Origin of the sequence: Pectobacterium peruviense, from assembly GCF_002847345.1 — a bacterium.
Classification (GTDB): Bacteria; Pseudomonadota; Gammaproteobacteria; order Enterobacterales; family Enterobacteriaceae; genus Pectobacterium; species Pectobacterium peruviense.
Genome location: NZ_LXFV01000021.1, coordinates 39,226 through 53,184, shown reverse-complemented (window position 1 = coordinate 53,184; position 13,959 = coordinate 39,226). Strand labels below are relative to the sequence as shown.

Genomic DNA, 13,959 nt, shown 5'->3' with positions numbered 1-13,959 from the left:
AAATGCCAAAACGTACAGATATTAAAAGCATCCTGATTCTGGGCGCAGGCCCGATTGTCATCGGCCAGGCGTGTGAGTTTGACTACTCGGGTGCACAGGCGTGTAAAGCGCTGCGTGAAGAGGGTTACCGCGTTATTCTGGTGAACTCCAACCCAGCAACCATCATGACCGACCCGGAAATGGCCGATGCGACCTACATCGAGCCGATTCACTGGGAAGTGGTGCGTAAAATTATTGAAAAAGAGCGTCCAGATGCGGTGCTGCCGACAATGGGCGGCCAGACGGCGTTGAACTGTGCGCTGGAACTGGAACGCAAAGGCGTGCTGGCGGAATTCGGCGTGACCATGATTGGTGCAACGGCGGATGCGATTGATAAAGCAGAAGATCGCCGCCGTTTCGATGTGGCAATGAAGAAAATCGGTCTGGATACCGCACGTTCCGGTATTGCACACAATATGGAAGAAGCGCTGGCTGTCGCAGCTGACCTCGGCTTCCCGTGCATTATCCGTCCTTCCTTTACGATGGGCGGCACCGGTGGCGGTATCGCTTATAACCGTGAAGAGTTCGAAGAGATCTGTGAACGCGGACTGGATCTTTCTCCAACCAAAGAGCTGTTGATCGATGAATCACTGATCGGTTGGAAAGAGTATGAGATGGAAGTGGTGCGTGATAAGAACGACAACTGCATCATCGTCTGCTCAATCGAAAACTTCGATGCGATGGGTATCCACACCGGTGACTCCATCACCGTTGCGCCAGCGCAAACGCTGACAGATAAAGAATATCAAATCATGCGTAACGCCTCGATGGCGGTACTGCGTGAAATCGGTGTAGAAACTGGCGGCTCTAACGTTCAGTTCTCGGTAAACCCGAAAACCGGTCGCCTGATCGTTATCGAAATGAACCCACGTGTATCACGTTCTTCTGCGCTGGCGTCCAAAGCGACGGGCTTCCCGATTGCGAAAATCGCGGCCAAACTGGCCGTCGGTTATACGCTTGATGAGCTGATGAATGACATCACTGGCGGTCGTACGCCAGCGTCCTTCGAACCCGCTATCGACTATGTTGTTACCAAGATTCCACGTTTTAACTTCGAAAAATTTGCCGGTGCCAATGACCGTCTGACCACACAGATGAAATCTGTCGGTGAAGTGATGGCGATTGGTCGCACACAGCAAGAATCTTTGCAAAAAGCACTGCGTGGTCTGGAAGTGGGCGCAACGGGCTTCGATCCGAAAGTCGATTTGGATGACCCTGAAGCGTTGACCAAGATCCGCCGCGAGCTGAAAGATGCCGGTGCCGAGCGTATCTGGTACATCGCGGATGCTTTCCGCGCGGGTATGTCTGTCGATGGTGTATTTAACCTGACCAACGTTGATCGCTGGTTCCTGGTGCAGATTGAAGAACTCGTGCGTCTGGAAGAGCAGGTTGCAGAAAAAGGTATCACCTCGCTGGATGCGGATTTCTTACGTGCGCTGAAGCGTAAAGGCTTTGCCGATGCGCGTCTGGCAAAACTGGCTGGCGTGGCGGAAAGTGAAATTCGCAAGCTACGCGATAAATTCGACCTGCATCCGGTCTATAAGCGTGTCGATACCTGTGCGGCTGAATTCTCGACCGATACGGCGTATATGTACTCCACGTATGAAGAAGAGTGTGAAGCCAACCCGACTCAGGATCGTGACAAAATCATGGTACTGGGCGGCGGGCCTAACCGTATTGGACAGGGGATCGAGTTTGACTACTGCTGCGTCCATGCTTCTCTGGCGCTGCGCGAAGATGGTTATGAAACCATCATGGTCAACTGCAACCCTGAAACGGTTTCAACAGACTACGATACATCTGACCGCTTGTACTTCGAACCCGTAACGTTTGAAGATGTACTGGAAATCGTCCGTATCGAGAAGCCAAAGGGCGTTATCGTGCAGTACGGTGGCCAGACGCCGCTGAAACTGGCTCGCGAGCTAGAAGCCGCTGGAGTACCGGTTATCGGAACTAGCCCAGACGCGATTGACCGTGCAGAAGACCGCGAGCGCTTCCAGCAGGCCGTCAATCGTCTGGGGCTGAAGCAACCGTCTAACGCCACGGTAGCGACGATTGAGCAGGCGGTAGAAAAAGCGCGTGGCATCGGCTACCCGTTGGTCGTCCGTCCTTCTTATGTTCTGGGCGGTCGCGCGATGGAAATCGTGTATGACGAAATCGACCTTAAGCGTTATTTCCAAAACGCGGTTAGCGTATCCAACGATGCCCCCGTTCTGTTAGACCGCTTCCTTGACGATGCTATCGAAGTTGACGTTGATGCCATTTGCGACGGCGAACGTGTACTGATTGGCGGCATTATGGAACACATCGAGCAGGCAGGGGTTCACTCTGGTGACTCGGCTTGTTCACTGCCAGCTTACACGCTGAGCAAAGAAATTCAGGACGTGATGCGTCAGCAGGTTGAGAAACTGGCATTTGAACTTTGCGTTCGCGGTCTGATGAACGTGCAGTTTGCGGTGAAGGATAACGAAGTTTATCTGATTGAAGTGAACCCACGTGCTGCGCGTACCGTACCGTTTGTCTCGAAAGCGACGGGTGTCCCGTTAGCGAAAGTTGCCGCGCGAGTGATGGCAGGCAAAACGCTGGCTGAGCAGGGCGTCACCAAAGAAATCATCCCGCCGTATTACTCGGTGAAAGAAGTGGTGCTGCCGTTCAACAAATTCCCTGGCGTTGACCCGATTCTGGGGCCAGAAATGCGTTCGACCGGTGAAGTGATGGGCGTTGGCCGCACGTTTGCTGAAGCGTTTGCCAAGGCGATGCTGGGCAGCAGTTCACACATGAAGAAAACCGGACGTGCACTCCTGTCGGTACGTGAAGGTGATAAGGCTCGCGTGGTGGATTTGGCGGCCAAGCTGCTGAAGCACGGTTTTGAACTGGATGCGACGCACGGCACGGCGATTGAACTGGGTGAGGCTGGCATTAATCCGCGTCTGGTGAACAAGGTGCATGAAGGCCGTCCGCACATTCAGGACCGTATCAAGAATGGCGAGTACACTTACATCGTTAACACCACCGCAGGGCGTCAGGCGATTGAAGACTCTAAGCTGATTCGCCGCAGCGCGCTACAATACAAGGTGCACTACGACACGACGCTGAACGGCGGTTTCGCCACAGCCATGTCGTTGACGGCAGATCCGACGGAGAAGGTCACTTCCGTACAGGAAATGCATGCGATGATTAAGGGCTGATACCTTACTTCGATAGGGTTATAAGCTGAAAAATGAAGCCAGCGTTGGTAACAGCGCTGGCTTTTTTGTATTTTTTGTTTAGCCTGAAATCTTTTCTCCATCACTATGTTTCAACCCGATATTGAACAGATTTTTCATGCCCGAAGCGAAGGTAAGGTGATGTCCAGAACGCAGCGTTTACTCGATCTTTTACAGATATTACGCCATCACCGTTTTCCTGTAACGGGTGCGTATCTGGCTGAAAAATTAGGTGTGAGCCAGAGGACCCTCTATCGTGATATTGCCACGCTGCAATTGCAGGGAGCGCATATTGAGGGAGAAGCTGGATTGGGATATATCTTGCGTCCGGGGTTCATGCTCCCCCCGCTGATGTTTTCAGAAGAGGAAATTGAAGCGTTGGTGTTGGGTATGCGCTGGGTAGCTAGAAGGACGGATGAGCGTTTGGGGGAAGCGGCCCGTGATGCGCTGATGAAAATTGCTGCGGTATTGCCATCGGAACTGCGTGACGCGCTCGACTCTTCTGGATTATTAGTGGGTAAGGCGGAATTTACTCCATCTGTTGTGATCGATTTATCAGCCTTGCGCCATGCTATTCGGGCAGAGCGTCGCACGGAGATTGCTTATTGCGACCTTCAGGGCAATGAGTCTCTCCGCATTATCTGGCCGTTTGCATTGGGTTTTTTCGATCAAACGCATGTGATTGCTGCCTGGTGCGAACATCGCCAGCAATTCCGCCATTTCAGAACAGAGCGTATCCGTGGCATGACGGTTTTGGAGCAACGCTATCCTCGTCGTCGTCAGCAACTGCTAAAAGAATGGCATGAAAAAGAAGAGATTCCTCGGCAGTAATGACTACTGACAAAAATTGGCAGTAGTGCGTACTACGATGCATTCAGGCAAGCAGAAGCCTTCTGCTTATTACTCACCTGATTCAAGGGAATCTCTGATGAACGCACCAAATCTTGTCCTTTTATATGTAGAAGATGCCGTTACCAGTGAATGTTTCTATCGTGAACTCTTTGATTTTCAGCCCGTTGAGAAGTCGGAGAACTTTGCGATGTTCGCTTTTGACTCTGGGTTGCTATTGGGATTGTGGTCTAAGCATGAGGTTAAGCCGGTAACCCAACTGGCGGGCGGCGGTAGCGAATTAGCCATTCGTGTCGAGAGTGAGGATGCATTGAACACGATTTATGAAAGCTGGAAGGAACGGGGTATTACTATCGCTCAGGACATCATCCAAATGGATTTTGGCCTGACGTTCGTGGCACTCGATCCCGATCACCATCGGCTACGTGTTTATTATGCCAGCTACTGAGCTAGCGTAAGAATAAAATCAGCAACACCTTTCCAGTGAGAATTGGGAAGGTGTTTTTACATTAAGCCAAGTGGTTGTATATTAACCAGTACTTTACAGATATCAGCCCAACGCCACTTTGATACCTAACGCGATCAACACCGTTCCCAGTAGCTTATCGACCAGTTTCTGCACTTTAGCCAGTCCGCGGCGTACCGGTTCGCTTTGGAAAAGTACCACCAACAGCGGCCACCAGACGAGAGAGAGCAGCCAGATAATCATGGCGTACCACAGTTTTTCACCGATGCCTGAGTGAATATTCAGAACCTGGGTGAACATCGCCAGAAAGAAGAGTGTGGCTTTCGGGTTAAGCAGGTTACAGAGATAGCCTTGTAGGAACGCTTTTTTCAGGCTGACGCTTTGCTGTGTGAGGTTCGATACGTCCATTTTGCTTCCGCCGCGCGCGAATAGCGCTTGAATACCGATCCAGATCAGATAGGCGGCACCCGCATATTTCAGTACATTAAACAGCCACGGCGTAGTGGTGATGACGACAGCTAGCCCGGCGACGCAGTACGCCATGTGGGTTGCTACGCCGCAGATGACGCCAAAGGCGGTCATCATTGCAGCAGCACGTGGGTAGCGCGCCGCATTCCTGATGACGAGGAAAAAGTCGGGGCCGGGAGAGAGCATCCCCAGCGTGGCGATGGTCGCGACAAACAGTGATGTTTCTAACATGGTCATTCCAGGCAGTGAAAAAAGAGAGGGGCCGAGGGAAATCATAGCGCCAGAATAATGAATTAGCATCACACTTATTGGTTATTCGGCGGCGATATGTTAACAATTGTCCTTTAATTTTTTGTGGTTAATTTCAGGGGCGGGTTGAGATAACAACATGGTCAGTGAACGTGAGAACCGTGAACCATTATGTGGCGAAAAACGGATGGGTGAAGCGCCACAGCAGCGGGAAATAACCCGACTGTGCATCCAGTGTGCGCTGCTGCTGTTACAGCATGGCGCAGAAAGTATGGTCGTAGAGCAGTTGTCTTCAAGGCTTGGTGTGGCATTGGGGGCTGATAGCGTTGAGAGTTCAATCTCGGCAAATTCAATTGTCCTAACCACCATCATGCAAGGGCATTGCCTGACGTCGACGCGAAAGAACGTGGATCGCGGCATTAATATGCACGTTGTGATTGAAGTGCAGCATGCGGTCATCATGGCCGAGCATAAACTGCTGGATGTGGCGGGTGTGGAGAAGCGTCTGGGAAATATTAAGCCACTGCGTTACCCGCGTTGGCTGATGGTTTCCGTTGTCGCGCTCTCCTGCGGCTGCTTCAGCCGTTTGAACGGCGGTGGGTGGGATGCCTTTATTGTCACTCTGATTGCCAGCGGTCTGGCAATGTATGTCCGTCAGGTCTTTACCGGACGACATCTGAATCCGTTGATCAACTTTTGTATTACGGCATTTGTCGCCACGTCGGCGTCAGGGCTGTTGATGCGCTTGCCTGCTTTTTCTCAGACGTCGACGGTGGCGATGGCGGCAAGTGTGCTGCTGCTGGTCCCCGGTTTTCCTCTGATCAACGCCGTGGCGGATATGTTTAAAGGGCACGTGAATACCGGTCTGGCACGCTGGACGGTGGCTAGCTTACTGACGCTGGCAACCTGTATTGGTGTCGTGATGGCGATGTCGCTGTGGGGGTTACGCGGATGGGCTTAAGTTTACTGTGGGCACTTTTGCAAGATATGGTGCTGGCTGCGGTCCCTGCGTTGGGATTTGCGATGGTCTTCAACGTGCCGCTGAAAGTGCTGCCTTACTGTGCACTGTTGGGGGGCGTCGGGCACGGCGTACGATTTCTGGCGATACATTTCGGCATGAATATCGAATGGGCGTCATTTCTGGCGGCGATCCTGATTGGTATCACCGGCATCCGCTGGTCACGCTGGCTGCTGGCGCATCCGAAAGTCTTTACCGTGGCGGCTGTGATCCCGATGTTTCCCGGTATTTCTGCCTATACGGCGATGATTTCGGTGGTGGAAATTTCGCATCTTGGCTACAGCGAGGCGTTGATGAGCGTCATGATGACCAATTTCCTGAAGGCCAGCTTTATCGTCGGAGCGTTGTCTATCGGTTTGTCTTTACCGGGAATCTGGCTCTACCGTAAACGGCCGGGGGTATAAATCACGTCGGAGCACTCTTATATTACGTTTCGGTCTCGTCTCCATATCGACGAGTGAAAGGGCTTTCCGTATAGTGTCAGCAATTTTCTGACCTACAGGGTTTTTCACCATGGTTATTAGTTTGATTGCTGCACTGGCAGTGGATCGCGTGATTGGCATGGAAAACGCGATGCCGTGGCATTTGCCCGCCGATCTGGCATGGTTTAAGCGTAATACGCTTAATAAGCCGATTATTATGGGGCGTAATACTTTCCGCTCTATCGGTCAGCCGCTGCCCGGCAGACTGAACATTGTCGTCAGCAATCATCCAGGTGATGACGAGCGCGTGACCTGGGTCTCTTCGCTGGACGCCGCGCTGGCGGCAGCCGGTGAGGTTGAGGAAGTGATGGTGATTGGCGGTGGTAGTGTCTATCAGCAGATGCTGTCGCAGGCTAACCGTCTCTACCTGACGCATATTGATGCTGAAGTGGAAGGCGACACGCATTTCCCTGACTACGAGCCGGATGAATGGCAGTCTGTTTTCAGCGAATTTCATGATGCTGACGAGCGTAACTCACACAGTTACTGCTTCGAAATTCTGGAACGCCGCTAGGAGCACTTTCCTGCGATAACGTTCCGTCGGTAATACGACGAATAGCCCAAACCCGCCTCGCTGCGGGTTTTTTCGTTTTCTGGCTAGGTGTTAATCCACTACCTGACAGCTCTCCCAAATGGCTTTTCTCAGCCAGCGATGTGCAGGATCGCTCTCGCGACGCGTATGCCATACCTGCTGGAAGGCAAAATTGGGGATCGTGAACGGCGGCGGAAAAATGTGCAAATCTGGCGTATTTATTTGGGCCATGCTACGCCGCGCTGCGGTCAAAACCAGATCGGTACCGGCAATAAGATTGATGGCGGCATGCCAGTGGGGCAATGTCAGCACAACATTGCGCGTTCGGCCGCTTGCTGCCAGCGTGCTGTCAATTTCATTAGCCGAATCAGGATGCATTGTGACCAGAATATGTGGCCGCTCCAGCCACGCGTCAAACGACAGCATACCATTTTCCGGCAGTGTGGCACGGTCGGCCAGACAGGCAAAATGCTCTTCAAAAAGAACCTCGGCGTGTACCTCAGGCGGGCGCTCAGGGAATACGCCGAGGCTCAAGTCGATTTCTCCATCGATCAACTGTGCCAGCATCATTTCACGACCTGCATGGCTAACAGCCAGTGAAATGCCGGGAGCCTGCACGCGCAAATGCCGCATGAGCGTTGGCAACACTGCATTGGTACCGTAATCAGAGAGAGCCAAACGGAAATGTCGTGTGCTATGGCGCGGATCGAATGATGGGGTTTGTATCAGCACATTCAGCTGTTCAAGCGCGTGTTCCAGCGGGCCGAGTAGCGCCTGAGCTCGGGTCGTTAGCGTCAAACCAACCTCATGCCGGACTAATAGCGGATCGTTAAAAATCTGACGCAGCTGTGATAATGAATGGCTGACGGCAGGCTGGCTGCGGTGCAGGCGCAGCGCTGCTCGCGTGACGTGTTTTTCCGTCAGCAAAGCATGAAGCGTTAGCAGCAGATTCATGTCGATACGACGCAAATCATCCATTCTATGAATGCCTTCTGTATGAATTACGAATTTCCATCAGTTTAATGGATGCTTGAGTATTGGAACATCTCAATGACGTTGTGCATTTCATATTGTGAGCCAGGGGGTTCCATGTCGTTATTTTCTTCTTTTTCTCTCTCACTGCTATTACCGCTGGGTATTGCTGTGCTTGCTGGGAGCATTGTGCCTTTTCAGGCCGCTAGCAATGCGGCGCTGGGGCGTTCGTTAGGCCATCCGCTGTGGGCAACGCTGGTATCCCTGCTGGTTAGCATCTGCGTGCTGTTGCCGATCTTGTTTGCTGCTCGGGTACCCGTTCCAGCGGTTGGTACTGCCTTACAGGGATCGTGGTGGATCTGGCTGGGTGGGGTGGCTGGCGTTGTTTATATCACCGCCGCGCTATTGCTGACGCCAAAGCTCGGTGCTTCTGGTTTTATTGTCTGCGTGATTGTCGGTCAGGTTGTGGCATCGCTGATTATCGATCACTTCGGTTTGATGGGGCTGGCAGTCAAGCCCGCGACGCTGGGACGAATAGTCGGTGTCGCGTTAATTATCATGGGTATGCTGGTGGTGCAATGCTCCGCGACTTCTCAACCGCGGGTGACACAGGCTGTTGAATCTCAGAAGCCTCCATATTGAGGGGTACCTCCGAATGTGGGTCCATTTAGGCTCTTTTTTAGGGGAAAAACAGGGGGAGGTTCCCGTAGGGAGACCTCATCCCTGTGGTCACCCGTGTATCTCGTTCTTTAAACGACTGGCGTTAGGGCATATCTTCACTTTCCAACGCTTGCTGGTCACATTTCCGTCACCTGCCATCGTTAGTATAGAAACACGCTGTCGCTCGCGTAGTTAAATCGAAATATACCCGTAATACTTCAAGCTGCATGTGCGTTGGCCGCGCTCACTCACCCGAATCACTTACCTGAGTAAGCTCATCGGGATTCCTTCCCTTGCCGCCTTCCTGCAACTCGAATTATTTGGGGTATATAATTAAATTGAAATGTGGTTAATTCGAAATACATGTAAATCACTGTGTTTGATAGATGGAGGCAGTACATATGACAAACAGAAACAGCAATCTGAATACTGACCGTTTGAACGATCCACGCCGCCGCGAATTACCGTCAGGCGGTGTAGAGGCCGTTGGTCTGGCAGGGTTTCTTGGTGGCGGCATCTGGTCGATTCCCGCCGAGGCGTTAGCCGTTCCGTCATCCAAAAAGAGTCAGTCTGGGACGACCTTCCCCTTTCTATGACACTTTCCTCTTTCTGTGAGAATAGTACGGCTGGCGATGAGGTAAATGCATCCGTGCATCTACTTACTGAGTTAGAGCGTGATATCACCTGAGAGTTCGGTGTTTGATGAGAGTGACGGTTGCGTGAAATAACGCTTATCGTCCCAACGCAGCATGGTTAGTTCTCCCCCCCAACAGCACCCGGTATCCAGCGCATAAATGTTTTCCGGCGTGCCTTTCCCTTCCAATGATGCCCAGTGGCCGAACACAATAGCGTATTCCCCAGCGATCTGGCTTGGTAAATCAAACCACGGTTTTAGCAGAGAAGGTGCCTGATTAGGCGGCTCTTTGCAGAGCATATCCAACTGTCCGCCGGAGAAGCAGTAGCGCATACGGGTAAAGACGTTGGTGCTAAAACGCAGACGCGCCAGACCGCTAAGCTCTGGGCTCCAGTGGTTCGGCATATCGCCATACATGGCATCGAGGAAAAGCGGGTAGCTATCGCTGCTCAGGATCGATTCGACTTCGCGCGCGCACATGAGTGCTGTCGGCAGATCCCACTGTGGTGTGATGCCCGCATGCGCCATGACTAGCTTCAGATCGTCATCAACCTGCAAGATCGGCTGGCGACGTAGCCAGTTGATTAGCTCATCTGCGTCCGGTGCGGTGAGAAGGTCGTTGAGACGATCTTTCGGTTTATTACGGCTGATACCTGCATAAACGGCTAGCAGGTGCAGATCGTGATTGCCCAGCACCATACGGACAGATGAACCAAGAGAACGAACGAAGCGCAGAACCTGAAGTGAATCCGGCCCGCGTGCGACTAAATCGCCAGTTAACCAAAGCGTATCTTGCTCAGGATTAAAGGAAACTTGCGCCAATAGCGCTTTGAGTTCAACTAAACAGCCGTGAACATCGCCAACTAAATAAGTAGACATAATTAATGTATCAGTGAAGGAATTGCCAGTCGGAAGACGGGGATTGGAACCTGAAACGCTTTACCCTGATGGTCAACCATGTGGTAGTGGCCTTCCATCGTGCCGAGAGGCGTTTCTATGACTGCACCGCTGGTATATTGGAACTCGCCGCCAGGCTGGATAATCGGCTGTTCACCGACTACGCCTTCACCTTGAACTTCGGTCTGGCGGCCGTTACCGTTGGTTATTAGCCAATAACGCCCCAAAAGCTGGACTTCATGACGCCCCAGATTGCGAACCGTAATCGTGTAAGCAAACACGAAACGCTCTTCATCAGGCTCCGATTGTGATTCCACATAGAAGCTCTGAACCTGTAAACAAACACGGGGCGCATTAATCATGATGAACTCCAGTTATTCCTGTTTTGCCGGATGCTCGCTTAACCAGTTTGCCAATCGGCAGTATTGCTCAACGGTCACATTCTCGGCGCGGCTGGTGACATTGATACCCAGCTCGGTGAGCGTTTCTGGGGTGAACAGGTTGCCGAGACTGTTACGCAATGTTTTACGGCGCTGGTTAAACGCTTCCGTGGTGATGCGGCTCAGCACACGAATATCACTGACCGGGTGGGGGATTACGGCATGAGGTACAAGCCGCACTACGGCAGAATCGACTTTAGGCGCAGGCTTGAATGCCTCCGGTGGCACTTCAAGCACCGGAATTATCTGACAATAATACTGTGCCATAACGCTCAGGCGTCCGAAGGCTTTGCTGTTCGGCCCTGCCACCAAACGGTTAACCACTTCTTTCTGCAACATAAAGTGCATGTCGCGGATAGATTGAGTATAGGTGAACAGATGGAACATGAGCGGTGTGGAAATATTATACGGCAGGTTGCCAAAAACACGCAGTGGCTGCCCGGCCTGTTCAGCGAGCGCGGCGAAATCGATCGTCATGGCGTCTTGCTGAATAATCGTCAGCTTATCTTTTAGCGTCGGATGCTTTTCCAACCGTGCTGCCAGATCCCTGTCCAGCTCAATGACAGTAAAACGATCCATTCTGTCGCCGATCGGCGCCGTCAACGCGCCGAGCCCCGGACCGATTTCTACCACAGCCTGACCTGGCTGAGGATGGATGGCCGAAACGATGCTATCGATCACGAAATGATCGTTTAAAAAGTTTTGCCCAAAACGTTTACGGGCGAAGTGACCTTGGTGTACGCGATTATTCATTACTATTCTTTATCATTTTAATGGCAAGATTTAATGCCGTGATGAAGCTACCAGGCTCTGCGCTACCGGTTGCGGCCAGCTCTAGTGCTGTACCGTGATCGACCGACGTGCGGATAAACGGTAGCCCCAGTGTGATATTAACAGCGCGCCCGAAGCCCTGATATTTCAGAACCGGGAGCCCTTGATCGTGATACATCGCCAAAACGGCGTCAGCGTGTTGCAGATACTTTGGCTGGAAAAGCGTGTCGGCAGGCAACGGCCCAATCAGCGTGATGCCTTGTTGCCGAAGCTCGTCCAGTGCCGGATTAATCACATCCAGCTCTTCACGGCCCATATGACCGCCTTCACCGGCATGAGGATTCAATCCACAAACATAGATCTGTGGTTGAACGATGCCGAATTTTGTCTGCAAATCATGATGTAAGATCGTGATGACTTCATGCAGGCTCTGGCGGGTAATTGCCGCAGAAACGGCAGCAAGCGGTAAGTGCGTGGTCGCTAAAGCGACGCGCAACTCTTCCGTCGCCAGCATCATGACGACACGGTCACAGCTGCTGCGATCGGCGAAAAACTCAGTGTGCCCGCTGAAAGGGACACCAGCATCGTTGATAATGCCTTTATGTACCGGGCCGGTAATCAATGCGGCGAACTCGCCGTTCAAGCAACCATCACAAGCACGGGCTAATGTTTCAACGACATAAGCGCTGTTAGCCACATTCAATTGACCCGCAATGACGGTTGCTGGTGCGGCGATCGGCAGGATGGTGAGACTACCTGCCTGTTGTGGCTGTGCGGGCTGGCCAGATTGATAGTCACGCAGCGTCAGCGGCATAGACAGCTGCAATGCGCGAGTTAATAACAGGTCAGGATCCGCACAGATCACAAGCTCTACAGGCCAGGCCTGCTGCGCCAGAGCAATCACCAGATCGGGGCCAATCCCGGCGGGTTCGCCGGGGGTGATCACAACGCGTGGTGTATTGCTCTTAGTCTGCATTAGTTAGTGGCGCCATTAATCACTTTGACATAAGCCGCTGCACGCTGTTCCTGCATCCAGGTTTGCGCTTCTTCAGCGAATTTACGATTAAAGATCATACGGTACGCTTGCTCTTTTTGTGCCGCGTCAGTTTTATCAACCTGACGGGTGTCCAGCAACTGAATCAGGTGCCAGCCAAAAGAGGAGTGAACGGGTTGGCTGATTTCGCCTTTCTTCAGTTTCAGCAACGCATCACGGAAGGCCGGATCGTACATATCTGGAGAAGCCCAGCCAAGGTCGCCGCCCTGATTGGCCGATCCCGGATCCTGAGACAGCAGTTTGGCTTGTGCCGCGAAATCGGTGCTGCCGTTTTTGATCTGCTGTGCAACGTCGGCCAGTTTGGCTTGCGCCTGGCTGTCCGTCATCACGACAGACGGTTTGATCAAAATATGGCGAGCATGCGTTTCAGTTACCGAGACGCTTTTGTTACCGCCGCGAATATCGTTAACTTTCAGAATGTGGAAACCCACACCAGAACGGATCGGGCCGACGACTTGGCCCTTCTGCACCTGTGTTAAGCGTTCAGCAAACAGCGTTGGAATTTCCTGCAACTTGCCCCAACCCATTTGGCCGCCTTTCAGCGCCTGAGAATCAGATGAATAGGTGATGGCCAGCTTACCGAAATCTGCCCCTTCACTGATTTGTTTCACCAGTGACGTAGCCAGATTTTCCGCCTCATCAACCTGCTGTTGAGTCGGGTTTTCCGGTAATGGGATCAGAATGTGGCTTAGATTCAACTCATCATTCTCGCCTGTCTGGTTAGCAATTTGCTTCGCTAACGTATCGACTTCCTGCGGCAGCACGGTAACGCGACGGCGGACTTCGTTGTTGCGCACTTCCGAAATCAGCATTTCTTTGCGAATCTGGCTACGGTAAGTGTTGTAGTTCAGACCTTCATAAGCCAACTGACTCTTTAACTGGTCGATAGACATGCGGTTCTGACCGGCAATATTAGTGATTGCCTGATCCAACTGCTCATCCGTCACCTGGATACCCATCTTCTGCGCCATTTGCAGGATGATATTATCCATGATCAGGCGATCGGTAATCTGATGACGCAACGTGGCATCATCCGGTAACTGTTGCCCGGCCTGCTGGGCGTTCAGTTTCACCGACTGCAAAAGACTGTTTACATCACTTTCCAGTACGACGCTGTTATCGACGACTGCTGCGACTTTATCAACCACCTGTGGTGCTGCGAACGCGGTAGAGGCACTCAGTGCCAATCCGAGAATAAGCGTTCTCCAGTTCTTCATACCTT

At 52.2% G+C, this 13,959-nt stretch carries 15 protein-coding genes; 8 read left to right on the top strand and 7 right to left on the bottom strand.

Going from position 1 to position 13,959, the window contains the following annotated elements; translation table 11 throughout:
- Nucleotides 1-2 precede the first annotated feature (2 nt).
- From carB to A0G03_RS15510, 3 genes are all read left to right on the top strand, one after another.
- Nucleotides 3-3,227 (top strand): carbamoyl-phosphate synthase large subunit, encoded by a 3,225-nt coding sequence (carB, locus tag A0G03_RS15520; protein ID WP_048262419.1) that lies wholly within the window; start codon nucleotides 3-5, stop codon nucleotides 3,225-3,227.
- Nucleotides 3,228-3,386: 159 nt separating this feature from the next.
- Nucleotides 3,387-4,076, top strand: a complete 690-nt coding sequence (locus A0G03_RS15515; protein WP_048262494.1) for a helix-turn-helix transcriptional regulator — start codon at nucleotides 3,387-3,389, stop codon at nucleotides 4,074-4,076.
- 97 nt (nucleotides 4,077-4,173) lie between these two features.
- The gene (locus A0G03_RS15510; RefSeq protein ID WP_048262418.1) at nucleotides 4,174-4,542 is read left to right on the top strand and encodes a VOC family protein; all 369 of its coding nucleotides are present in this window, start codon (nucleotides 4,174-4,176) and stop codon (nucleotides 4,540-4,542) included.
- A gap of 102 nt (nucleotides 4,543-4,644) precedes the next feature.
- Here A0G03_RS15510 and A0G03_RS15505 read toward each other — a convergent pair whose 3' ends face one another.
- Nucleotides 4,645-5,259, bottom strand: a complete 615-nt coding sequence (locus A0G03_RS15505) for a LysE family transporter (protein WP_010681757.1) — start codon at nucleotides 5,257-5,259, stop codon at nucleotides 4,645-4,647.
- Between the two features lie 205 nt (nucleotides 5,260-5,464).
- Between A0G03_RS15505 and A0G03_RS15500 the strand changes: the two genes are divergently transcribed.
- From A0G03_RS15500 to folA, 3 genes are all read left to right on the top strand, one after another.
- Entirely contained in the window at nucleotides 5,465-6,238 is a 774-nt protein-coding gene (locus A0G03_RS15500; protein WP_143485672.1) for a threonine/serine exporter family protein, read from the top strand.
- Complete coding sequence (locus A0G03_RS15495) at nucleotides 6,229-6,699, top strand: threonine/serine exporter (protein ID WP_048262415.1); 471 nt, start codon at nucleotides 6,229-6,231, stop codon at nucleotides 6,697-6,699. The genes A0G03_RS15500 and A0G03_RS15495 overlap by 10 nt, the downstream gene beginning before the upstream one ends.
- Before the next feature lie 109 nt (nucleotides 6,700-6,808).
- Nucleotides 6,809-7,291, top strand: coding sequence for a type 3 dihydrofolate reductase (gene folA / locus A0G03_RS15490; protein ID WP_011095362.1), 483 nt, complete (start codon nucleotides 6,809-6,811; stop codon nucleotides 7,289-7,291).
- Nucleotides 7,292-7,381: 90 nt separating this feature from the next.
- On the opposite strand, the gene A0G03_RS15485 is transcribed toward folA, so the two are convergent.
- A complete protein-coding gene (locus A0G03_RS15485) occupies nucleotides 7,382-8,287 on the bottom strand; it encodes a LysR family transcriptional regulator (protein ID WP_048262413.1) in 906 nt (301 codons plus the stop codon).
- A 111-nt stretch (nucleotides 8,288-8,398) separates the two neighbouring features.
- Between A0G03_RS15485 and A0G03_RS15480 the strand changes: the two genes are divergently transcribed.
- A complete protein-coding gene (locus A0G03_RS15480; protein ID WP_048262411.1) occupies nucleotides 8,399-8,923 on the top strand; it encodes a DMT family transporter in 525 nt (174 codons plus the stop codon).
- 419 nt (nucleotides 8,924-9,342) lie between these two features.
- The gene (locus tag A0G03_RS15475) at nucleotides 9,343-9,537 is read left to right on the top strand and encodes a hypothetical protein (RefSeq protein WP_048262410.1); all 195 of its coding nucleotides are present in this window, start codon (nucleotides 9,343-9,345) and stop codon (nucleotides 9,535-9,537) included.
- Between the two features lie 71 nt (nucleotides 9,538-9,608).
- Here the strand turns inward: A0G03_RS15475 and apaH are convergent, their stop codons facing one another.
- Genes apaH through surA form a run of 5 tightly spaced genes read right to left on the bottom strand, consistent with a single transcriptional unit; the run spans nucleotide 9,609 to nucleotide 13,954 of the window.
- Nucleotides 9,609-10,454, bottom strand: a complete 846-nt coding sequence (apaH, locus tag A0G03_RS15470) for a bis(5'-nucleosyl)-tetraphosphatase (symmetrical) ApaH (protein WP_048262408.1) — start codon at nucleotides 10,452-10,454, stop codon at nucleotides 9,609-9,611.
- Between the two features lie 2 nt (nucleotides 10,455-10,456).
- Nucleotides 10,457-10,834, bottom strand: coding sequence for a Co2+/Mg2+ efflux protein ApaG (gene apaG, locus A0G03_RS15465; protein ID WP_039305665.1), 378 nt, complete (start codon nucleotides 10,832-10,834; stop codon nucleotides 10,457-10,459).
- Between the two features lie 12 nt (nucleotides 10,835-10,846).
- Nucleotides 10,847-11,665: a 16S rRNA (adenine(1518)-N(6)/adenine(1519)-N(6))-dimethyltransferase RsmA gene (rsmA, locus tag A0G03_RS15460; protein ID WP_048262407.1), complete on the bottom strand. Its 819-nt coding sequence runs from the start codon at nucleotides 11,663-11,665 to the stop codon at nucleotides 10,847-10,849.
- Nucleotides 11,658-12,659, bottom strand: a complete 1,002-nt coding sequence (gene pdxA / locus A0G03_RS15455; RefSeq protein WP_048262405.1) for a 4-hydroxythreonine-4-phosphate dehydrogenase PdxA — start codon at nucleotides 12,657-12,659, stop codon at nucleotides 11,658-11,660. Before pdxA ends, rsmA begins: the two co-directional genes overlap by 8 nt.
- Nucleotides 12,659-13,954 (bottom strand): peptidylprolyl isomerase SurA, encoded by a 1,296-nt coding sequence (gene surA / locus A0G03_RS15450; protein ID WP_048262404.1) that lies wholly within the window; start codon nucleotides 13,952-13,954, stop codon nucleotides 12,659-12,661. Before surA ends, pdxA begins: the two co-directional genes overlap by 1 nt.
- Between the last annotated feature and the right edge of the window lie 5 nt (nucleotides 13,955-13,959).